Origin of the sequence: Bradyrhizobium sp. CB1717, assembly GCF_029714325.1 — a bacterium.
Taxonomy (GTDB): Bacteria; Pseudomonadota; Alphaproteobacteria; order Rhizobiales; family Xanthobacteraceae; genus Bradyrhizobium.
This window is the reverse complement of sequence record NZ_CP121666.1, coordinates 3685334-3706673: the sequence shown is the minus strand read 5'-3', so window position 1 is coordinate 3706673 and position 21340 is coordinate 3685334. Positions and strand designations below refer to the sequence as shown.

The following is a 21340-nucleotide window of genomic DNA, read 5'->3' as shown; positions in this document are numbered from 1 at the left end:
TGGCTACGTCATGCTGCCCGGCATGAAGCAGCGCACGCGCGGGTGGCCGTCGATATAGTGCTTCCACACCATGGTGCGGCCGATCTTGTTCGGCTCGGTGATCACCGCTCCCTCCGGCACGAGCACCCATTCACCGTCGAGATGCACGCGGTAGCGCCCCTTGTCGGATTCCCAGTCGACATCGGCGACCACGTAGCCGTCGGCATCCGAGCAGCATTGCCCAAATTCGCTGTGCAGGCTCTCGAACCAGGGTTTGAGCGGCGAGTTGGCGTAGCGCCCGTCGTCGCGCGCCAGCGCTGATGTCGCCAGCAGCACGGTCAGGCCGAGCAGCATCGCCGCACACGGTCTTGCAAGTGTCATGTCGTCTTCCCGCGGATCGAAGTCAGCGCCGCGAGGGACAGGCGCCACCGTCCGCCTTCCCGCACATTGGCGGCAGGCGCAGAGACGGCGACTCGCTCCCCCAGCAGCTTTGCGACAGCTATGCAAATCCGGCGCCAGCGCGCATTCCGGAGAACTACTGCCGCACGCTGTTGCCCACGCTTGCGTATGCCTGCATGCGTGGCGCGCCCGCGGTTTTGCCGCGCATTTTCGAGGCTTTCCTTGTTGCACCCAGACGTGTACGAACGTGACCGCGAAACTTATCGCATTTGTTTAACCGGCTGTTTCGATTAGAGAATCAGGTGACGGCGTGACTGGCATTGGACCGGCAGCGCTATGAATTCGAGAGAGTTGCTCCCTGGCCAGCAGGACGCGACCGATCTGCCCGCAAACCAGGTGCAGTTTGCGCTGGTGATTTCGCGCATGCTGGAGACGGTGAAGGACGACGCGGACGCGAGGCGGCAGATGGTCTACGACCTTGCCCGCTACAAGCTCCAGGAGCAGTTCACCTACGCCGACGCCAGAAACATCGACCAGATGAAGCGGGCGCTCGAGATCGCCATCGAGGAGGTCGAAAAATTCTCGCGTGACGAGGCGCCGCTGGAGCGCCTGCCGTCGCAGCAACTCGCCTCGTCCAAGGAGACCGGCGGCATTCTGTTGTCCGGCGATGCGACCGTCTTGCCATCAGGAGTCGGCAGGCCGCGCAGCAAGCTGCATGCGCTCTCGGGGCCGCTGCTCCCGGTGATCAAGCGCACGGCGGCCATTCTGCTTGCGGTCAGCGCAGTCATCCTGATCGTTTCGCAGCGGGACAATATCGCAGCGCTGCGCCGGCAGATCGCGTCACAGTCCCCCGAGATCGCGCAGGTGGCGCCCAAGCCGGAGACGACGATCGCGGTCGCCAAGCCGGAGATGGTGACGCCCGCCGCACCTGCCCCAACGCGCGTGCTGCCCACCGACTACGGCATCTACGCCCTGATCGACGACAAGTCGCTGGCGGAGCTATCCGCGACCGGCGTGATGGCGCCCGACATGCGCATTGCGATTTCACCGGAGTTCAGGAAGCCCGATCGGCCGCATCTGCCGAACGGCCGCGTCAAGTTCATCGTCTTCCGTCGCGATGCCGCGGGCGCCATTCCCGAACGCGTCGAGGTTCGGGTCGTGGCGAAGATCGCCAGGGAGTTTTCCAGCGATGCCGCCGGCAAGGCGCTCGGTGGCGGAGACGATGTCGGGGTGATCCGCAACTTCTCCTATCCGTTCCGGGTCTCGCCGATTCCGGGCAAGGCGGATATGTACGAACTTCACTCCGGCGATTCAGGGCTCGATCTGGCGCCTGGGCATTACGTCCTGAGCCTGGGATCGCAGGCCTATTATTTCCAGGTCGACGGCGAGATCACCGATCCCCGACAGTGCCTCGAGCGGGTCGTCGCCGGCAACGGCACCTTCTATGCGCCGTGCAAGAAGGCGCGGACGTATTGACGCTTACAACGACGAGATGAGCGACGAGCGCGCCAAACACTCAGCCGTCATTGCCCGCGAAGGCCGGGCAATCCAGTATTCCAGAGAAAGTGGGGGGATACGGAGAAGCCGCGGCGTACTGGATTCCCCGCCTTCGCGGGGGATGACGGCAGTGTGTAGGGGGATAGCCGTGACGATTACAGCAGTCGCGCAGCAGCCCTACTGCTTCGGCGCCGGTGCCATCATCGCGCCGCCCTTCTTGGCTGCGGGCGCGGGTGCCGGCTTGGTCGCAGCAGCCTGCGCGGGCAAATATTTGGCGACGATGGCGGGATCGACCTGGGCGATGTTGGTATCGGGCAGGCGCGTCCAGGTCTCGTCCTTGCCGAGCAGCGCGATGCCGAGATAGCCGCGCAGTGTCAGGGTCTGGCCATCGGGACTGACCTTCATGTTGGCCTTCCAGATCTGGCCGTCACGCGGATTGAGCACGTTGCCGCCTTCGTACTTCAATCCCTCGCGCTTCATGTTGCGGACGAAGGAGATGCCGAGCACCGGCGCATTCTTGCGATCGTCGGTGCACTTGCTGCAGACCTCGTTCGGATCGTCGCCGGGCCGCGGGAAGGTTTTTGCGATCACACCTTCGAAGACGCCGCTGCGATCGATGAAGAGGAACCATCCCACCGTCTTGCCGTCCTCGACTTTCTGCCAGAGGCCGGCAGCCGTCGGCTCCGCGGTCTGCGCCGCAGACGGGCTCACCACACCGACCGACAGCACGAGCGCGAGGAAGGGCAGCAGCCGAAAGCTGGAAAAGAGAATCCGCATTATCATCACCTTGCTGAGCCAATCGCCTTGCTGAGCCAATTGCCCTGCTAAGCCAAGACTTTGTCAAGCCAAGACTATCCTAAAGCCAAGTCCGGAATGGCCGCACACTACGGCGATTTCGCGAACGGTTCCAGCACCAGAAACATGGGGCATCGCCGCCCCGCCCCCGCGCCGTCAGTTGACTCCGAGCTTCTTTTGCAGGCTGGAGGACGAGGTCGTGTACTGGAACACGAGGCGCTTCTCCGGATAGACATAACGATGGGCTTTTTGCGACATCAGCGCGCCCTCGTGGAAGCCGCACAGGATCAGCTTGATCTTGCCGGGATAGGTGTTGATGTCGCCGATGGCGAAGATGCCCGGCACATTGGTCTCGAACGCGCTGGTCTCGACCGGCACCAGGTTGTTCTCGAGCGCAATGCCCCAGTTCGCGACCGGACCGAGCTTCATGGTCAGCCCGAAGAACGGCAGCATGGTGTCGCAGACGACCTCCGTGATGCTGTTGTCGTTGCCCTTGACCGTCGCACCGGTGAGCTTGCCGTCGGCGCCTGAGAGCGCGGTGACCTGGCCGAGCCGCAGATCCATCTTGCCGCCGGCGACCAGCGCGCGCATCTGCTCGACGCTGTGGGGCGCTGCGCGAAACTCGTCGCGCCGGTGCAGCAGCGTGATGCGCTTGGCGAGCGGATGCAGGTTGAGCGTCCAGTCGAGCGCGGAATCGCCGCCGCCGACGATCAGCACGTTCTTGTCGCGGAACGTTTCCATCTTGCGCACGGCGTAATGCACCGAGGTGCCCTCATAGGCCTCGATCCCCGGCACCGGCGGGCGCTTGGGCTGGAACGAGCCGCCGCCGGCCGCGATCACCAGCACCTTGCATTCGAACACCTTGCCGGCGTCCGTGGTGCAGCGGAATGCGGGATCGCCGATCTTCTCCACCGTCTCGATCATCTCGCCGAGATGGAAGGTCGGGTGGAACGGCTTGATCTGCTCCATCAGCGCGTCGGTGAGCCCCTGCCCCGAGACATGCGGAATGCCGGGAATGTCGTAGATCGGCTTTTCCGGATACAGCTCGGCGCACTGGCCGCCGACCTTGTCGAGGATGTCGACGAAATGCGCCTTCATGTCGAGAAGGCCGAGCTCGAAGGCGGCGAACAGACCGCAGGGGCCGGCGCCAATAATCAGCACATCGGTTTTGATCACGTCGCTCATGTCGTCTCTTTATCGGTCGTTATCGGTTGGACGGCGCCCGTTGGGCAGAGGTGACCCTGCCTGTCTAGCCAACGGGGATGGAACAGGGAAGGCATAAAAGCGGGATCGCCCCGCAGCCGCGCCCACTTGCCGGGCCAAAATAACTGGGCTGTAACGAGGACGGATATGACGGAGATCAATCGGTGAACGCACCAGCCCGCCTCGACACGACGCCGCGCCTTGAGGACTTTCCGTTTCGGCTCAGTGACAATGTCCGCTTCGGCGACCTCGACCCGAACCAGCATGTCAACAACGCGGTCTACGCCACCTATTTCGAGACCGGCCGTGTCACGCTGATGAAGCTTCCCGAATACGGGCTGACCCCGCCGGGCCTCGCCTGGATCATGGTGCGGCTCGACATGCATTTCCGCGCCGAGCTGCACTGGCCGAACACGATCGAGCTCGGCCTCGGCGTTGTCAAGCTCGGACGAACGTCCGTGACCTTCGAGCAGGTCGTGTTTTCGAACGGGAAGTGCGTTGCGTCAGCGACCTCCGTCGGCGTACTGCTCGACGAGGCGACGCGCCGGCCGGCACCGCTGACCGCAGAGGTGATCGAGAAGTTCAGACCCTGGCACAAGCGCGGCATCGAGGTCGCGCCGCCAAGCACCTAGTAATAGCGAGGGACGATCAGGCCTGACGTTCCGGCGTCGCCACGACCAGCCCGTCGAGGTCGTCGGAGACCTTGATCTGGCAGGACAGGCGCGAGTTCGGGCGCACGTCGAAGCCGAAATCGAGCATGTCCTCTTCCATCGGCGTCGGGCTGCCGACCTTCTCGCGCCAGGCTTCGTCGACATAGACATGGCAGGTCGCGCAGGCACAGGCGCCGCCGCATTCGGCTTCGATGCCGGGAATGCTGTTGCGGATGGCAGCTTCCATCACGGTCGCGCCGTTCTCGATTTCCACCGTGCGGGTTTCGCCCTTGTGGTCGACAAAGTGAATCTTGGCCATGTGTGCTCGTGCTGCCGCGATGTTGGGAATGAAGGAGGGTCCGGGCTGTCCTATAACGGGTCGGTTAGCCCGGCGCCATAGCGTTTTCGAGCGGCGTGGATCCCGCCTCGCGCGCAGAAAACGCGTCAAATCAAACGACTAGTGCGCAGGCCCCATATTTGTGGGGGCGACCGCCTAATGCTTCAGGATCGCCGCGATCGCGGCACGGACCTCGGCCACCGCCTCTTTCAGTGCGGCAAGCGCATGCGGTCGATTGTGGCCGGTCCGGACCGCCGTCTCGAGACTGGCGGCAGCATCGGCCACCGCAAAGGCGCCGATCCCGCGGGCCGAGCCTTTCAGCGTGTGCGCGAGCGCGCCGGTCTCGGCCGGCAGCGCCCCCATTGCGGCGAGCAGGCGGACGGCCTGCTCGGCGAACATCGCGAGCACTTCCTGTTCCAGTTCAGTGTCGCCGAGCGTCATCCGGGAGAGGTGGTCGAGATCGAGCGGGCTGTCGATCGGCGCAAGCGGGGGCGAGGGCATCCAGTCCATCCGTTGCAGTTCAGGCGTCATGGCGCTGGCCCCGGCATCGCGCGGTGGTTCCGCCGGTCCGGCGGTACGGTTCGCCCCAGCCAAGCACGGAAATGGTTAACGAAATGTTTGGGCTGATTTACGTAATTCCGCCCGTTTATTGACGAAAAGTCGCCGCAATTGGCCAAGTTCCGTGGAGAATTTCATTTATTGCTAAGGCGTTACGGCCCGATCCTGTTAACGATGATTAAGATTGTCTTAATCGCGGGCATTTCATTCGCGACGCTCTGCCAATAGGATGTTGCGGAAATTGGCGGACAAGCCGTCCGGGTGGGGACGGCTCGGAGATCCGCATAAGCGGCATGATCCGGTCTGTGGGCTTGCGTAGCGCGCAGGGCTCGCGGGGGGCGTGTACAAGTAACGAGGGCTCGGACTGAACATGGCGAACACTCCCAAGAAGGTCAAAGACCCCACAGAAGTTGCGCTTTCTGCGATCCAGGAAGCCCTGAACATCAGCGACACCGCCGCGGACACCAGCCGCAACGCCTCGATGCGGGGCGAAACGACGTCTCAGATGACGCCTCCGGCGCCCCCGGTCTTCGACGAGCCGAGCTGCGAGCCGCGACCCGCCGCCAACGAACGGGCGACCGTGTTCGACCCGGTCGAGGAGCCGCGCACCACGCGCCGCGCCGCCAATGACGACCGCGAGACCATCGGCCAGCTGCTCCAGGCGCTTCAGAAGGGCCGCCCTGCCCGCAGCGTCTATACCTTCGCCACCATCTTCGCCGGCGTCTGGCTCGCCGCCTGCGCCGCGCTGACGGTCGGCTTCCTGCCCTCGATCCAGGCCGCCATGGGCCAGAGCGGCGGCGTGCTGGTCATCGCCGGCCTGATCGCGATGTTCTTCGCGCCGATCATGCTGTTCTACTTCCTGGCGAGCCTCGTCTGGCGCGGCCAGGAAATGCGCATGATCGCGCAGGCGATGGCGCAGGTCGCGATCCGCTTCTCCGAGCCCGAAGGCTCGGCTTCCGATTCCATGGTCACCGTCGGCCAGGCCATCCGCCGCGAGGTCGCGGCGATGGGCGACGGCATCGAGCGCGCGATCGCGCGCGCCGGCGAGCTCGAGACGCTGGTCGCCAACGAGGTCGCCGCGCTGGAGCGCGCCTATAGCGACAACGAAGTGCGCATCCGCGCCCTGCTCCAGGACATCGCGCATCAGCGCGACAATCTGGTCGGCCAGGCCGAGCAGGTCCGCAGCGCCATCTCCGGCGTGCAGATCGATCTGCGCCACGACATCGCGCTGATCTCCGACGCGATCGCCTCGCGCGTCGACGAGGTCGCCAAGTCCATCACCGGCGCGCTCGAAGAGCGCGGCGCCCACATTACCAGCGCCTTAAGCAATGCCGGCGACAACATGATCCTGGCGCTCGGCGAGCGCGGCGGCGACCTGCTCGACCGCCTCGAGGAAGCCAGCAACGAGACCACGCGCGCCGTGCTCGACGCCAGCGAGCGGCTGACCACCAGCCTCAACTTCAAGACCGGGCACGTCCACGACGAGTTCGTCGACCTCGCCGACCGCGTCCACGAGATGCTGAACGAGCGCATCGACCGCATCACCGGCGAGTTCGAGCAGCGCTCCGCCGCGATCGTCGACGGCATCTCCGAGCGCACCGAGCAGGTGCACGACAGCCTGAAGAACTCGTCGGACTCGCTGCTGCTCGAGCTCGAGCTGCGCTCCAACGACATCTCCGCCAAGATCGACGACGCCGGCAGCCGCCTCGCCAACCAGATCATGACGAGCGGCGACAAGGCGAGCGAGGCGCTCGACGCCACCGTCAACACCCTCGTCGCCAAGGTCGTGAGCCAGACCGAGACCGCGCACGACTCGCTGTCGCTGCAGATGAGCGCTTTCGACGAGCTGGTGAAGAACCAGGGCACCGAGCTGGTCGAGAAGTTCGCTCGCGACTCCGGCACGCTGGGCGCGCTGATCACCCGCCACATCTCCGAGTTCGACCGCACCGTGAAGACGTTCGGCGGCGAGATCGTCGAGCGCATGGGCCAGCGTACGCAGGACATCCATGAGTCGCTGAAGACCTATGTCGACAATTTCGACACCCGCTTCACCTCCAACGGCGGCGAGATCACGGCCGTGCTCGACCAGCGCCTGGTGCAGTTCGAGACCACGATCGGCGAACGCGTCAACCATCTCGATGCCTCGCTGAACGGCAAGATCGCCGGTCTCGACGGTACGATCGAGGGCCACATCAAGACCTTCGACGAGCAGCTCGTCGGCCGCGTCGCCACGCTCGAACAGTCGTTCGACAGCCGCGCGAAGTCGATGACCGAGACCATCGACGGCCGCCTCAACACGCTCGCGACGTCGCTCACCGACGGTGCCGCGCAGGCGATCCAGTCGATCGACTCCCGCCTCACCCACCTCACGTTGTCGCTCACCGACGGCGCTTCGCACGCCATCGAGACGATCGATTCGCGCCTCAACCACCTCACGAACTCGCTGACCGATGGTGCGTCGCAGACCATCCAGTCGATCGACTCCCGCCTGACCCACCTCACGACGACGCTGACGGGCGGCGCGACGCAGGCGCTCGAATCCATCGACTCCCGCCTCACCTACCTCACCACCGCCGTCACCAACGGCGCCTCGCAGGCCGTGCAGTCGATCGACACGCGCCTCACGCTGCTGACCTCGACGCTGACCGACGGCACCGCGCAGGCGATCGAGGCGGTCGACCGCCGCATCACCGGCGTCACCGAGATCATCGACGGCCGCAGCACGCACCTGACCGACACGGTCACGGCGCGCTTCCAGGACATCCAGCAGGCCATCGAGACCAAGGTCGGCTCGGTCGCCAACGACATCGACGTGCGCGTGGCGCAGTTCGAGGACCTGCTCGGCTCGCGCGTCGAGGCCGTCGCCGGCCGCATCGAGAGCAGCGGCCGCCAGGCCAGCGAGGACATGATGTCCCGCGCCGAGATGATCTCGACCGCGATCCGCTCCCATGTCGAGGACGCCGAGCGCTCGCTCACCAACCTCGTCGTCAACACCAGCGAGACGATCCAGACCGGTGCGCGCACCGCCCAGCAGTCGCTGATGACGGTCTCCTCCGACGTCAACGCCCAGCTCAAGATGACCTCGACCGAGGTCGAGCGCGCGCTGACCGCGGTCGGCACCGGCGCCGCCAACTCGATCCTGAGCAGCGCCCGCGAGGCGCAGTCGACCCTGGTCGCGGCGTCTGGCGATGCCTCCAACCAGATCAAGGGGCTCGCGGCCGACGTCGAACGCACGCTGTCGGCGGCCGGTTCTGCCACCGCAGCCTCGATCCTGGCCGGCGCCCGCGAGGTGCAGACCACGCTCGTCACGACGTCCTCGGACGCGGCCAACCACGTCAAGACGCTCACCGCCGACGTGCAGCGCTCGCTGTCGATGGCCGGCTCCTCCACGGCGGAATCGATCACCGCCGGCGCCCGCGACGCGCAGAGCGCGCTGATCGCGGCCTCGGCCGAGACCGCAAACCAGATCAAGGCACTGTCCTCGGACGTGCAGCGCTCGCTCACGATGGCGGGCACCGCGACGGCCGAGACCATCATGACCGGCGCCCGCGAAGCCCAGAGCACGCTGGTCACGGCGTCCTCGGATGCGGCAAGCCAGGTCAAGTCGCTCGCGGCCGAGGTGCATCGTTCGCTCTCGCAGGCGGGACAGACGACCGCCGAGACCATCACGACCAGCGCCCGCGACGCCCAGAGCACCCTTCTTGCTGTCTCCGCAGAACAAACCGGACAGGTCCGTTCGCTCGCGGCCGAGATGCAACGCGCGCTGGCGACTGCCGGCGGCGCCACCATCGAGGCGCTCACCAGCGGCGTGCGCGAGGCCCAGGGCACCCTGATCTCCGCCTCGACCGATGCGGCCAGCCAGATCAAGTCGCTGACCACCGACATCGAGCGCACGTTGACCGCGGTCGGCGCCGACACCGCCTCGACCATCCTCAACAGCGCGCGTGAGGCCCAGACCTCGCTGACCTCGACCTCGGCGGATGCCGCGAGCCAGATCCGCACGATCTCGACCGAGATCGAGCGCGCCCTGAGCACGGCCACCACGAACGCGACCAGCGAGATCCAGACCAGCGCACTCAACGCCCAGAACGCGCTGATCTCCGCCTCGAACGAGGCGAGCTCGCGGGTCAAGTCGAGCTCGGCCGACGTCGAGCGCTCGGTGCTCGCCGCCAGCTCCAGCTTCGGCCAGGCCATGACCGGCAAGACCGACGAGATCGTCACCTACGTGCAGCAGCAGGCCGACCGTCTGTCGAACATGATCGACGCCAAGCGCGGCGCGCTGGTCGATGCGATCGGCTCCAAGACCAGCCAGCTCACGCTCGACATCGACCGCGTCACCTCCGACGCGCTGAAGTCGATCGAGACGCGCGGCCATGCCTTCTCGCAGACCATGATGGGCAACGGCTCGGAAGTCGCCCGCACCATCAATGCGGCGAGCGAGATGGCGACCGGCGCGGTCGGCAAGTCGCTCAAGGACCTCGAGCAGGCCTCGCGTTCCGCGATCGACCAGTCGCGCCAGGTCTCGATCGCGGCCGTCACCGAGATGCAGGAGACCAGCAAGATCCTGCGCACCGACACGGTCGCCCTGTTCGAGCGTCTGCGCGAAGGCAACATCCTCCTCCAGGAGGTGCTGACCGGGGCGCACGACAACCTCAACTCGCTGGAGCGGGCGCTGGTGACGCGCGTCGCCGACTTCGTCTCGGCGATGAACGACGTCACCTCGCGCAACGGCGCGGCGACGCAGAACCTGGAAGACCAGCTCAACGTGTTCAACAGCAAGACCACGAAGGCGCTCCAGGATCTCGGCGAGCTGTCGGTCCAGTTCGACAAGCACGGCAAGGCGCTGGTCGATGCCGCGCAGGTCGTGGAGCAGAGCAACAAGAACACCACCGCCTCGCTCGCCGAGCGCAAGCAGGCGCTGGAATCGCTCGTCACCACGATCGACCTGCGCACCGCCGATCTCGACCAGCGGCTGTCGCGCTTCACCGGCCTGCTCGATGAATCGCTGGCCGCGGCCGAAGAGCGTGCCCGCGACATCGCCCGCGTCGTCGCCGAGACCGCCGGCGCAGGCTCGGCCGCGATCACCCGCCAGTTCGAGGCGGTGCGTGCGGCGTCCGAGGAGGAGCACCGCCAGACCATCGAGGCGATGCACGACATCTACCGCCAGACCACGGACGAGGCGGATACGATGTTCAAGCAATCGACCGAGAAGTTCACCAACCTCGTCTCCAGCATGAAGCAGATGGCGTTCGAGATGCACAACGAGCTCGAAGCCACCCGCAACGAGCTGCGCCGCGGCGTGCTCGAAATGCCGCAGGAGGCCGCCGAGAGCACTGCGCAGATGCGCAAGGTGATCGTCGACCAGATCGAGGCCCTCGCCGAGCTCAACCGCATCGTGGCCCAGCATGGCCGCGGCCTCGACGTCTCGACGACGGGCCGCGCTTCTGTCGCCGTCCAGCGTCAGGAAGAACCGATGATGGCGGCCGTCGGCGGCCGGGCGACCGAGACCCGCATGCGCGACACCGGCAGCGCCTCGACGCTGCCGCCGCCGGACCTCGGCATGCCCGCCGCGCCCTCGCGCCGTACCGAAGCGCCGTCGGTTGCGCCTTCCAGCAACGACCAGGGCCGTGACGGCTGGCTGTCGGACCTGCTCAACCGCACGGACGCCAACCAGGGCGCTCCGAATGGCCGTGAGGCTCCCCGTAGCCGTGCGACCCCTGCACCGCAGCCGCAGGCCCCGCAGGCGAGCAGCAATCCGCTGGAATCGCTGTCGCTCGACATCGGCCGGCTGATGGACCGCAACCTCGCCGCCGAGATGTGGGACCGCTACCAGCGCGGCGAGAACAAGGCCTTCACCAAGCGCCTCTACACGCCCGCCGGCCAGAAGGCCTTTGACGAGGTCGCCCGCAAGTACCGCGCCGACCGCAACTTCAAGGGCACGGTCGACCGCTACGTCGCCGAGTTCGAGCGCCTGCTCGACGAAGTCGCCCGCGACGGCCGCGGCCCACAGGAGCTGCGGGGCCACCTGACCTCGGAGACGGGTTTGGTGTACACCCTGCTCGCACATGCGGCGGGTCGGCTGGGGTAAGCGACGGATAGCAACGAACAGAACAGCGAATGAAAACGGAGGCCTCGCGGCCTCCGTTTTTGTTTGGAGCGGCGTCACCGCCCCACGACCACCGTCATTGCGAGGAGCCCTTGCGACGAAGCAATCCAGACTGCCTCCGCAGTGACAGTCTGGATTGCTTCGCTTCGCTCGCAATGACGGGTGGAGAGAGCATGCACCCTCTCGTGCCCCGGACGCAGCGCATCGCTTCTTCAGCGGTGCGCTGCAGAGCCGGGGCCTATGTCGCGGCATTGTAGCACGTTGCCTTCTGGGTCCCGGCTCTGCGCAGCAACGCTAAGCGCGTTGCAGCGCGTCCGGGACACGAAGCGTGCAAACACGCGCCCGCCTACTGCCGCCTGCGCTCCGGAGTCGCCGCCGGCTTGGGCGGCTCGGGCGGCGGGGCGGCTTGCGACGAGTTGCTGGCGCCGAACAGCACGCGGGTCGGGTTGCGGTCGAAATTGTTCACGGCGCGGCTGATGTCGCCGAGCGTACGCCGGCCGTCGCTCATCAACGCGCCCGAGCGCTTGTCGAAATCGTCGGCGAGCTCGCGGATCGACTTCACCGCCTGGAACAATTCGCCGCCGTCCTTGCCGCCGGCCAGCGTGTTGAGGCCGAGCATGAGGCTGTCGGCCTTGAGCATGACGCCGTCGACCTTGGCCATCACGCCATCGATCTTCTCGGAGTTGCGCGCGAGCGAGTTGGTGAAGGTCTCCAGATTCTTCAGCGAGTTCTTCACCGATTCCTGATTGTCGGCGACGATCTTGTTGATGTTCTGCAGCGTGCCGCGGATCGCCTCGGTGACGTCCTGGAGCTTGTTGGGGTCGGCCGTCAGGGTCGGAATGCCGTCCTCGTCGAGCGGCGGCGGCGGAGCCGCCTCCTCGCCGCCCTTGAGCGAGATCGCGGCGACGCCCGTGAGGCCCTGGAATTCGAGGCCCACCAGGGTGTCCTTGCGGATTGGGGCGTTGTTCTCGACCATGGCGAGTGCGACAACCCGCCGCGGGTTGTCGAGCTTCACCGAGACGACTTCACCCACCCTGATACCGTTGAAATTGACGCTGCCGCCGTTGCGCAGGCCCGCCGCCGGACCCTCGAACACGACGCGCAAGGGGCTGCGCTGCTTGGTCGTATGCAGCGACTGGAACCAGAGCACGAAGCCGATCGCCGCGGCGATCACCGCCAGCGTGAACGATCCGATCAGGACGTAATTCGCCCGCGTTTCCATCAGGTGCTCCGGCTACTCAACTCATGACCGCGCGGGCGCGCTTCCCATGGAAATACTGCCTCAGCCAGGGATGCTGCGAGGCCTGCATGTCGGCGATCGACCCTGCCGCAATGATCTTACCGTTCCCTAAAACGGCGATGCGGTCGCAAGCGGTGTAAAGGCTGTCGAGATCGTGGGTTACCATGAAAACGGTCAGACCCAAAGTGCGCTGGAGCGTCCGCACCAGCTCGTCGAAATCACCGGCGCCGATCGGGTCGAGCCCCGAGGTCGGCTCGTCCAGGAACACGAGATCCGGATCGAGCGACAGCGCGCGTGCGAGCGCGACGCGCTTGATCATGCCGCCCGACAGTTCCGACGGGAAGCGCTCGGCAACTTCGGGCTTGAGTCCGACCATGGCGAGCTTGGCCATGGTGATCTCGTCCATCAGCCGCTGCGACACGCGAAGATATTCGCGCATCGGAAACTGGATGTTCTGCCGCACGGTGAGCGAGGAGAACAGCGCGCCCTGCTGGAATAGCACGCCCCACCGCCGCTCGACATTGCGCCGCTGCGACGTGCTCGAGGAATCGAGATCGACGCCGAACACTTCGATGCTGCCTGCGACCTTGGGCACGAGGCCGATGATGGTCCGCGTCAGCACCGATTTGCCCGCGCCGGAAGGACCGACAAAGCCCAAAATCTCGCCGCGCTTGACGTCGAGGTTGAGCCCGTCCAGCACGCGCGTTGTGCCGAACTGCACGGTGATGTCACGGACGCGGATGATCGGATTTTGAATTTCGCCTGCCATCGTCACATCCCGATCGAGGCGAAGAAGATGGCGAACACGCCGTCCATGACGATGACGAAGAAGATGCCCTTCACCACCGACGCCGTGGTGTGCTGCCCGAGCGATTCGGCGCTGCCCTGCACCGCCAGTCCCTCGACGCAGGCGACGATGCCGATCACCGCGGCCATCACCGGTGCTTTCACGATGCCGACGATGAAATGATCGATCGAGATGGCATCGCGCAGGCGCAACAGAAACGCTTCGGGATCGACGCCGCCATAGAGCCAGGCGACGAGACCGCCGCCATAGAGCGCGGCCATCGCGCCGAGGAAGGCGAGAATCGGCAGCGCCAGCACCAGGGCCAGCATGCGCGGCAGCACCAAGACCTCGATCGGGTCGAAGCCCATCGTGCGCAGCGCATCGATTTCTTCCCGCATCTTCATCGAGCCGAGCTCGGCGGTGTAGGCGCTGCCCGAACGTCCCGCGACCATGATCGCGACCAGCAGCACGCCGATCTCGCGCAGCACCAGCACGCCGAGCATGTCGACGACGAAGATGTCGGCGCCGAAGCGGCGGAAGTGGAAGATGCCTTGCTGCGCGATGATGCAGCCGATCAGGAAGGTGATCAGCACGATGATCGGCACCGCGCGCCAGCAGACCTGCTCCATGTGGTGCACGGTCGAGGTCAGGCGGAACGAGCGCGGATGGACCAGCACGCGAAAACCCGCCGCCAGCACCGCGCCGAGCATGTCGATCAGGCCTGCCACGGTGCCGCCGACGCCGGCGACAGTGCGGCCGATCTGCTCCAGCATGCCGGTGATGGTGATCGTTGAGGTCTCGACCACGGGCGTCGCCCGGACCCGCCGCACCTCGTCGACGAGGCTCGAATAATTGGCGGACAGCCCCGCGATCTGCGCCTCGACCGCGCCTTGCGTCAGGCTGCGGCGCAGCCGCTCGATCAGCCAGGCGCCGAACGTGTCGAGCTTGGCGACCTCGGAGACGTCGATGAAGATGCTTTGCGGACCGCCGGCGAGCTTCTCGGCATCCGCCACCATCCGCTCCAGGACCGGCGCGAAGCTCGCGGTCCAGGTTCCGGTGGCGCAGAGTGCCAGCGCGTTGCCCTTTGCAATCCGTTCCAGCTTCGGATCGCTGTTCAAGATGTCCGCTCCCGCGCCGGGGCGCAAGAAACAGATGAATTCAGATAGTTGCGCACGCGCCCTTACCCAGAGAAGGTATCCCCAAGTGGTTAATGTTAGTTGCTACAGGTAACCAGCAGGTTCAGATTTCGCCAGAGTTCAAAATGACTTCCAGCAAAGTTCCGGCACTTCGGGCGCGAATCGAGCGCTTTCCCATTGCCGGCAGTTTCACGATCAGCCGGGGGGCCAAGACCGAGGCCGTCACCGTTGTGGCCGAAGTGAGCCATAACGGCCTCACCGGCCGCGGCGAATGCGTGCCCTATCCCCGTTATGGCGAGACCCCCGAAGCGACCCTTGCGGCCATTGAGGCCATGCAGGGGGCTGTGGCCGGCGGCCTGATCCGGCAGGCCCTGCAAGGTGCCATGCCCCCGGGCGCGGCCCGCAACGCGCTGGATTGCGCCCTGATCGACCTGGAGGCCAAGGCGGCCGGCCGGCGGGCCTGGAGCCTGCTCGAGCGCCCGGCCCCCGGGATGCGCACCACCGCCTACACGATCTCGCTGGGCACGCCCGAGGCCATGGCTGCGGCCACGGCCAAGGCGGCGCACCGGCCGCTGCTCAAGATCAAGCTCGGCGGCGACGGCGACCCCGAGCGCATCGCGGCCGTACGCAAGGCGGCTCCGGAGTCCGAGCTGATCGTCGACGCCAACGAGTCCTGGACCGAAGCCAATCTGGAGCGCAACCTCGCCGCCTGCGACGCTGCCGGCGTCACCCTGGTCGAGCAGCCGCTACCCGCCGGCAAAGACGAGGCGTTGGCGCGGATCCGGCGGCCGCTCGCGGTCTGCGCCGACGAGAGCGTGCATGATCGCTCCTCGCTCGCACCCTTGCGCGCGCGCTACGACGCCGTGAACATCAAGCTCGACAAGACCGGCGGCCTCACCGAGGCGCTGGCGATGGCGGACGCCGCGCAAGCGCTCGGCTTCGAGATCATGATCGGCTGCATGGTCGCGACCTCGCTGTCGATGGCCCCCGCGATGCTGGTGACGCCGCAGGCGCGCTTCGTCGATCTCGACGGCCCCTTGCTGCTCGCGCGCGACCGCGATCACGGCCTGCGTTACGACGGCAGCCTGGTCTATCCGCCGGAGTCCTCGCTCTGGGGATGAGCGGTGAGCCGGTGCCGCGCCGACCAGATCACCAGCGCACCGGCCGCGGCCATCGCCGCCATGACGTAATACAGGCCATCGCCGATGCGGGCATAGATCGCCCCCGACGCGATCGAGGTCGTCGCGCCCAATAGCCCGCTGCATGCGGCGTAATAGCCCTGCCCCCGCGCGAGCTGATGCGACGGCACGCGCTGCACCAGGAGGTTCATGGTGCCGACGATGGTCATGCCGAAGGTCAGGCCATGGCCGAGCTGCACGATCGCGAGCAGCGCCAGCGGCGGCTCGTTGGCGGTGACGATCCAGCGCACCACGGCGCTTAAGCCGCCGATCGCCATCATCGAGGACGGATGCAGCGAGAAACGCGGCGACAGCGCGAACACCACGATCTCGGCGATCACACCGAGCGTCCACAATCCCGCGATCGTCAGCCCACTGATCCCATGGAGCTGCCAGTTGATGGCGGAGAAGGTGTAATAGGCGACGTGGCTGCCCTGGATCAGCGCCGCCGAGGCGATCAGCGCCCAGAAACCGACATCGCGCAGCAGCGCCGTGTCGGCCCGCGTCCCGGCGCTCTTGCGCCTGACGTCGTCGAGCGGCTGAAGCAGCAGGCTGGCCAGCACCGCAACGACCGCCCAGGCGACGATCACCCAGATCAGGTCGCGCGCCGCGATGACGTCGACGAGATAACCGCAGGCGAGCGAGCTCGCGGCGAACGCCGCCGAGCCCCACAGCCGCAAGGGGCCGTAGTCGAGACCGTAGCGGGCGACGCCGCGCAGCGCGTAGGCATCGGTGAGCGGGGTCGACGGCGTCCACATCGCGCAGGTCAGCGCGTAGATCAGGAACAGCGCCAGCGGATGCTGTTGCAGGCCGACGGCCGCAAAGCCGATCGCGGTCGCCAGCACCGACACCATCATCCCGGCGCGAATGGCATGCCGCTTTTCGGCAAAGGCGGTGATCTGCGGCAGCGTGGTGAAGCGCGTGATCGCCGGCAGCGCATTGATGAGGCCGATCCAGGCCGCGTCGATGCCGATCGCCTTCAGCCAGACCGGGAAGAACGGAAGCTGCGTGCCCGACACCGCGAACAGTGCCGAATAGAACAGGGCGAGGCTCACGGCGAATCGCCGCTTCACGGCGGCGGGCGTGGGGATTTGTGATTCGGACTGCATCAAACCAATTGCGATTCGGTCGATATCGTGGTGATCGTTAGTGTAACGCGCACTGATTTGCGCGACGAGATTGTCATGGCCAACGAAGCATTCGCCCTTTCGCCCATGTCTGCCCGCGCGGCCGAGCCGAACGAGCAGGATTACGACGCGATCCGCGAAGCCTTCATGGAGACCGCGCGCGGCCGCTGGTTCCTCGGCGAATATGCCAAGCGCAACCGCAATGCAGATACCCGCATGGTGCTGGATGCGGTCGCGAAAATCGAAGAAACCCTTGCGGCACAGCGACAACCCGTCGTCGAGGACCGCCTGCCGGAGGCGCTGGTCGAGATCCGCCGCGCCATCCGCGAGGCCGAGACGATCGCGCTCGCGGCGTTCGATCCCGCCGCGATCGAGGCGAGCCTCGCGCCGATCCCGCGCGGCGTGCGCATCATCAAGGAGATCTCGTGGCGCTGGCGCGAGATCGGCGCCGACGGGCGAATCTGCGACCTCATTGATTCGCAGCTCGCCTCGATCGAGGCCGCCTGCGGACAGATGTCGACCATCGACCCCCGCGTCGAGCTCAAGGCCGCATTCGATCTGCTCAGGGAACGGATCGAGCAGACCGAGGGCGACGCATCGCCGCAGGCGGAGCGTTCCTCGCCGGCTCCGGCGCAGGAGGCGCCCTCCGCGGTGGCTGAGGCTGCGCCTGCGCAAGCCGCACCCGCCGAGATGGCGAGCGAAGCTCCCGTGGCTTTTACGGAGGCGCCGCAGGACGTCGTAGCGACTCCCGAGCCCGAAGCAGAAATTGAGGAAGCCGGCACTGCCGAAGCGTTCGCAATGGCCGAGCAGGCCATGGATGCGACCGTCGCGCCGGAGGCCGCTGCCGACAGCAACATCGCGCCCGACAACGCCGCGGTTGAAGACGTCGCTCTTGAAGAGCCGGTCGCGGAGCTCACCGCGGTCGTGGAAGCCGCCGACGAGCTCGCGCTCGACGCCGCCGCGGAAGCCGAGGACGAGGCCATCCTCGAGGCCATCGCGCTGGAGATGGCCGCGCCCGATCCGGAGTTCGACGAGATCATCGAGCCGGTCGAGATGGCCGTCGCAGGTCCGGAGCCGATGGTTGCGGAGGCCGCAGCTTCGATCGCCGCCGCGCTTCCTGAGCCGGTCGCACCGGAGCCCGTCGCCGCCGCGGTCGTGGAAGAGCCCGCAGCCGACGCACCGATCGCGATGGACTCGCTGGCACGCCTCACCGACGCCATCGCGGAAGCCGCGGCCGAGGTGATGGAGCAGCAGGCCCCGGCAATGGCGGCCACGGCATCAATGGCCGCGGCGCCGACCGCGACGCTGCCGATGCCCACGCCGCTCCCCGAACCCTCGCTCGGCGCCACCATCCTCGCCAGCGGCATCCTGCAAAAACCCCGCGCGCCCGCCAACGACCCGCTCGCGCCGATCCGCCGCATGACCCAGGCCGAGAAGATCGCGTTCTTCTCGTAAGAGACTACGCTCTCTCCACACCGTCATTGCGAGCGCAGCGAAGCAATCCAGAAACCCTCCGCGGAAAGACTCTGGATTGCTTCGCTACGCTCGCAATGACGAGAGTATCAACTCCGTCATCCTGAGGTGCGAGGCGCACGATGCGCAGCATCGTGCGGGGAGCCTCGAAGGATGAACGGCCCCGATACGGCCGGGCCGTCGCCCCTCGAGGCTCGCCGAAGAGTCGAGCACCTCAGGGTGACGGCGATGGAGTGGAGGACCACGTCATTGTATGTAGGAGGGCCCGCAGAACCCGATCGTCACACCCATGTCCACCGAAGACACCCTCACCCTCTGGCGCCCCGTCGGCCCGAAAGAACTGGAGCTGATCCAGCAATCCGGCATGCGCGCGTTTCCGCCGCGCCTGCAGGACCAGCCGATCTTCTATCCGGTGCTGACGGAAGACTACGCCATCAAGATCGCGCGCGACTGGAATGTCCCGGCGAGCGGCGCGGGGTTCGTCACGCGTTTTGCAGTCAGGCAGAGCTTCATCGAACAATACGATGTGCAGGAAGCGGGCGGGCGCTCACATCTGGAGTACTGGATTCCGGCCGAGGACCTCGATGCGTTCAATGCCGCAATCGTCGGCTTGATCGAGGTCGTCCGCAGTTTCCCCTAGCCGCTCGCGCTTACCCGCAATTCCACACCGCACCGATCGGTGTCCGCGTCCAGCACGGGCCAAAGCTGCCGCCGTTGTAGCGGCCGCCGCCGAAGCCGGGGCGGCCGAAATAGTGCCACTCGCCGTCCCAGCGGTAATATTGCGGAACCGGGTCGATGTACCAGTGGCGGCGTTCACTGCGCGCGAGGCGCCGCATGGCGTCCTTCTGCTTGTAGAGCGGAATGCTGTTGCTCAGCGGCTGACGATAGCCGGGCAGGAAACCGTAGCCCTTCCAGACCGGCTTGGGGCGCTTTTGCACGGGCTCAGCGGGCGCGACAGCGGGCAGCAGCGACAGGATGACAGCAACGAAGAGACACACAAGGCGAGACATGGATCGACCATAGACAGGCGGATGCGAGAAGGCCACTCAAATTCGAGTGGGAGGCTTTGCGCCGCCTCGATCAATATGCTTCGCTATTTGTGGTGCCCTGTCGGAAGGAGCACACATGTCCACGGCGATCTCGACGCTCGGCGGGGTAGGTCTCTTCCTGCTCGGCATGACCGTGATGACGGAGGGCCTGAAGACGCTGGCCGGCTCTGCGCTACGCACGGTGCTCGGCATGGCTGCGTCGACGCCGCTGCTTGGCTCGTTTTGGGGGGCCGTGGTCACGCTGCTGGTGCAGTCCTCCAGCGCAACGACCATGACGACGATCGGTCTCGTCAGCGCCGGCCTCTTGACCTTCCAGCAAGGCTTGAGCCTCGTCTTCGGCGCGAATATCGGCACCACCGGGACCGGCTGGCTGGTCGCGCTGATCGGCGTTCGCGTCTCGCTCACGGCCGCGGCGCTGCCGATGATCTTCGTCGGCGCGCTGACCAGGCTTCTCGGCAGAGGACGAATCTCCGGGGTCGGCGCCGCGCTCGCCGGCTTCGGACTTGTGCTGTTCGGCTTGACGACTCTGCAGCAGGGCATGGGCGGGCTGGCTGAACGATTGCACCCGGCGGACCTGCCCGCAGTCCTCGGCAGTCCCGGGGTGTCATGGTGGTCGGGCCTCTTCGGCGTGCTGGCGCTGGTCGTGATCGGATTGGTCATGACCGCACTGATGCAATCTTCGACGGCCGCGATCGCGGTGACCCTGTCCGCCTATTTCGCGGGCGCGATCGGGTTGGACCAGGCCTGCGCCCTGATCATCGGCCAGAACATCGGAACAGCGACGAGTTCCGCCCTGGCCGCGATCGGCGCGAGCCCGACCGCGAAGCGGCTGGCCATCGCCTACGTTCTTTTCAAGCTGATTGCCGCACTTATCGCGTTGGTGGTTTTTCCCATGGTAACGCCCTTGCTGCTGCGCGCCTCCGACACGATCGATGGCGTCACGCTGCTGGCTGGCTACCACACGGCCTTCAACGTCGTCGGCGTCGCGGTCCTGCTGCCCCTGATCAATCCGTTCACGCGACTGGTCGAACGGATTCTGCCCGAGCGCGGCTCGCCGCTGACGCGATGTCTCGATCCTTCGGCGCTTGGGGCCCCGATCGTGGCGGTGGAAGCGGTACGGCGCACGATCGCGCGCGTGCTCTTGACGGTGTGCAGTTCGGTCGAGGCAAAACTGGCCGGCCGCGCTGGATCGATACGCCTGGGGAAGGAGGCTGTATCCGTAGAGGAGGCGGCCGATGCCGTGCGCCAGGCACAAATATTCCTGTCGGATGTAGCTGGACCGCCTGAGACCGACGACGAGCAACAGCGTCTGACGAGCACGCTGCACGCCCTCGACCACGCGTCCCGGCTGACGGACTTCGCAAGTGGAGAAAACAATTTCGCTTCGGTGGCAGGCGGGCCGGAGGACCTCCGCGCCAGAGAGCTATGTGCCGAAGTCATGCGAAGCGCGGCTGCGATTGCGCGCGGCGTGGCGGCGCCGCCCCGCGTCGACGGATCGCCGCACTCCGTACCCGCCTCGCGTGCCGGCGACGCCATGGCCGGTCCGCGCGCTGACCCGCCCGACGAGGCGATCGCCGAGCTCGATCGTTGTACGACACAGCTCGCAGAAATGCTGCGCATCCATCGCAGTGCGACGCTCGGTGCGGTGGCCAATGGAACCCTGACCGCCGACGCCGCCCTGCTTCGTGTCGAGGCGGTGCGAAACCTCGAAGCCCTGTCGCAGCACGCCTGGCGCTCGGCGGCTCATCTGATCGGGCGGGGCTAGCGCGGAGATATGCTCAAACAGCAGCCTGAAGCACGATGACCGTTCGCCCCAATTTCATTGC

The 21340-nt window shown here is 66.3% G+C and carries 17 protein-coding genes; 7 read left to right on the top strand and 10 right to left on the bottom strand.

Going from position 1 to position 21340, the window contains the following annotated elements; translation table 11 throughout:
* Positions 1–3: 3 nt before the first annotated feature.
* Complete coding sequence (locus tag QA649_RS17410) at positions 4–360, bottom strand: hypothetical protein (RefSeq protein ID WP_018642868.1); 357 nt, start codon at positions 358–360, stop codon at positions 4–6.
* A gap of 354 nt (positions 361–714) precedes the next feature.
* On the opposite strand from QA649_RS17410, the gene QA649_RS17405 reads away from it, so the two are divergent.
* Positions 715–1854 (top strand): hypothetical protein, encoded by a 1140-nt coding sequence (locus tag QA649_RS17405; protein WP_283025269.1) that lies wholly within the window; start codon positions 715–717, stop codon positions 1852–1854.
* Between the two features lie 198 nt (positions 1855–2052).
* On the opposite strand, the gene QA649_RS17400 is transcribed toward QA649_RS17405, so the two are convergent.
* Together QA649_RS17400 and QA649_RS17395 are read right to left on the bottom strand one after the other, a co-directional pair.
* Positions 2053–2652, bottom strand: a complete 600-nt coding sequence (locus QA649_RS17400; RefSeq protein WP_283025268.1) for a DUF2147 domain-containing protein — start codon at positions 2650–2652, stop codon at positions 2053–2055.
* Positions 2653–2826: 174 nt separating this feature from the next.
* Positions 2827–3855, bottom strand: a complete 1029-nt coding sequence (locus tag QA649_RS17395; protein WP_283025267.1) for an NAD(P)/FAD-dependent oxidoreductase — start codon at positions 3853–3855, stop codon at positions 2827–2829.
* A gap of 182 nt (positions 3856–4037) precedes the next feature.
* Between QA649_RS17395 and QA649_RS17390 the strand changes: the two genes are divergently transcribed.
* Positions 4038–4505, top strand: a complete 468-nt coding sequence (locus QA649_RS17390) for a thioesterase family protein (RefSeq protein ID WP_018642874.1) — start codon at positions 4038–4040, stop codon at positions 4503–4505.
* 16 nt (positions 4506–4521) lie between these two features.
* Here the strand turns inward: QA649_RS17390 and QA649_RS17385 are convergent, their stop codons facing one another.
* A complete protein-coding gene (locus tag QA649_RS17385) occupies positions 4522–4842 on the bottom strand; it encodes a 2Fe-2S iron-sulfur cluster-binding protein (protein WP_018642875.1) in 321 nt (106 codons plus the stop codon).
* A gap of 174 nt (positions 4843–5016) precedes the next feature.
* Complete coding sequence (locus QA649_RS17380) at positions 5017–5391, bottom strand: Hpt domain-containing protein (RefSeq protein WP_283025266.1); 375 nt, start codon at positions 5389–5391, stop codon at positions 5017–5019.
* A gap of 397 nt (positions 5392–5788) precedes the next feature.
* Here QA649_RS17380 and QA649_RS17375 point away from each other — a divergent pair, with 397 nt between their 5' ends.
* On the top strand, positions 5789–11506 hold the full coding sequence (locus QA649_RS17375; protein ID WP_283025265.1) for a negative regulator of septation ring formation: 5718 nt from the start codon (positions 5789–5791) through the stop codon (positions 11504–11506).
* A 364-nt stretch (positions 11507–11870) separates the two neighbouring features.
* Here QA649_RS17375 and QA649_RS17370 read toward each other — a convergent pair whose 3' ends face one another.
* Genes QA649_RS17370 through QA649_RS17360 form a run of 3 tightly spaced genes read right to left on the bottom strand, consistent with a single transcriptional unit; the run spans position 11871 to position 14669 of the window.
* The gene (locus QA649_RS17370) at positions 11871–12746 is read right to left on the bottom strand and encodes an MlaD family protein (protein ID WP_130364200.1); all 876 of its coding nucleotides are present in this window, start codon (positions 12744–12746) and stop codon (positions 11871–11873) included.
* A gap of 16 nt (positions 12747–12762) precedes the next feature.
* Entirely contained in the window at positions 12763–13533 is a 771-nt protein-coding gene (locus QA649_RS17365; RefSeq protein WP_018642882.1) for an ABC transporter ATP-binding protein, read from the bottom strand.
* A 2-nt stretch (positions 13534–13535) separates the two neighbouring features.
* A complete protein-coding gene (locus QA649_RS17360; RefSeq protein WP_283025264.1) occupies positions 13536–14669 on the bottom strand; it encodes an ABC transporter permease in 1134 nt (377 codons plus the stop codon).
* A gap of 143 nt (positions 14670–14812) precedes the next feature.
* On the opposite strand from QA649_RS17360, the gene dgcA reads away from it, so the two are divergent.
* Positions 14813–15808, top strand: a complete 996-nt coding sequence (gene dgcA / locus QA649_RS17355; RefSeq protein ID WP_283025263.1) for an N-acetyl-D-Glu racemase DgcA — start codon at positions 14813–14815, stop codon at positions 15806–15808.
* Here dgcA and QA649_RS17350 read toward each other — a convergent pair.
* Positions 15778–16974 carry an MFS transporter gene (locus QA649_RS17350; protein WP_283025262.1) on the bottom strand — a complete coding sequence of 399 codons (1197 nt, stop codon included), beginning with the start codon at positions 16972–16974 and terminating at the stop codon, positions 15778–15780. The two genes, dgcA and QA649_RS17350, sit on opposite strands and share 31 nt — an antisense overlap.
* 75 nt (positions 16975–17049) lie before the next feature.
* Between QA649_RS17350 and QA649_RS17345 the strand changes: the two genes are divergently transcribed.
* Positions 17050–18447 carry a hypothetical protein gene (locus QA649_RS17345; protein ID WP_283025261.1) on the top strand — a complete coding sequence of 466 codons (1398 nt, stop codon included), beginning with the start codon at positions 17050–17052 and terminating at the stop codon, positions 18445–18447.
* A gap of 307 nt (positions 18448–18754) precedes the next feature.
* Complete coding sequence (locus tag QA649_RS17340) at positions 18755–19105, top strand: ADP-ribosylation/crystallin J1 (protein WP_283025260.1); 351 nt, start codon at positions 18755–18757, stop codon at positions 19103–19105.
* A 10-nt stretch (positions 19106–19115) separates the two neighbouring features.
* On the opposite strand, the gene QA649_RS17335 is transcribed toward QA649_RS17340, so the two are convergent.
* On the bottom strand, positions 19116–19475 hold the full coding sequence (locus tag QA649_RS17335) for a hypothetical protein (RefSeq protein WP_026311971.1): 360 nt from the start codon (positions 19473–19475) through the stop codon (positions 19116–19118).
* 115 nt (positions 19476–19590) lie between these two features.
* On the opposite strand from QA649_RS17335, the gene QA649_RS17330 reads away from it, so the two are divergent.
* Positions 19591–21279 carry a Na/Pi symporter gene (locus QA649_RS17330; protein ID WP_283025259.1) on the top strand — a complete coding sequence of 563 codons (1689 nt, stop codon included), beginning with the start codon at positions 19591–19593 and terminating at the stop codon, positions 21277–21279.
* Positions 21280–21340 lie beyond the last annotated feature (61 nt).

Coding starts and splice junctions, on each gene's coding strand:
- QA649_RS17380 (WP_283025266.1), bottom strand. CDS start 5,391: ATGACGCCTGAACTGCAACGGATGGACTGGATGCCCTCGCCCCCGCTT.
- QA649_RS17350 (WP_283025262.1), bottom strand. CDS start 16,974: ATGCAGTCCGAATCACAAATCCCCACGCCCGCCGCCGTGAAGCGGCGA.
- QA649_RS17335 (WP_026311971.1), bottom strand. CDS start 19,475: ATGTCTCGCCTTGTGTGTCTCTTCGTTGCTGTCATCCTGTCGCTGCTG.
- QA649_RS17410 (WP_018642868.1), bottom strand. CDS start 360: ATGACACTTGCAAGACCGTGTGCGGCGATGCTGCTCGGCCTGACCGTG.
- QA649_RS17330 (WP_283025259.1), top strand. CDS start 19,591: ATGTCCACGGCGATCTCGACGCTCGGCGGGGTAGGTCTCTTCCTGCTC.
- QA649_RS17340 (WP_283025260.1), top strand. CDS start 18,755: ATGTCCACCGAAGACACCCTCACCCTCTGGCGCCCCGTCGGCCCGAAA.
- QA649_RS17370 (WP_130364200.1), bottom strand. CDS start 12,746: ATGGAAACGCGGGCGAATTACGTCCTGATCGGATCGTTCACGCTGGCG.
- QA649_RS17375 (WP_283025265.1), top strand. CDS start 5,789: ATGGCGAACACTCCCAAGAAGGTCAAAGACCCCACAGAAGTTGCGCTT.
- QA649_RS17385 (WP_018642875.1), bottom strand. CDS start 4,842: ATGGCCAAGATTCACTTTGTCGACCACAAGGGCGAAACCCGCACGGTG.
- QA649_RS17400 (WP_283025268.1), bottom strand. CDS start 2,652: ATGCGGATTCTCTTTTCCAGCTTTCGGCTGCTGCCCTTCCTCGCGCTC.
- QA649_RS17365 (WP_018642882.1), bottom strand. CDS start 13,533: ATGGCAGGCGAAATTCAAAATCCGATCATCCGCGTCCGTGACATCACC.
- dgcA (WP_283025263.1), top strand. CDS start 14,813: ATGACTTCCAGCAAAGTTCCGGCACTTCGGGCGCGAATCGAGCGCTTT.
- QA649_RS17345 (WP_283025261.1), top strand. CDS start 17,050: ATGGCCAACGAAGCATTCGCCCTTTCGCCCATGTCTGCCCGCGCGGCC.
- QA649_RS17405 (WP_283025269.1), top strand. CDS start 715: ATGAATTCGAGAGAGTTGCTCCCTGGCCAGCAGGACGCGACCGATCTG.
- QA649_RS17395 (WP_283025267.1), bottom strand. CDS start 3,855: ATGAGCGACGTGATCAAAACCGATGTGCTGATTATTGGCGCCGGCCCC.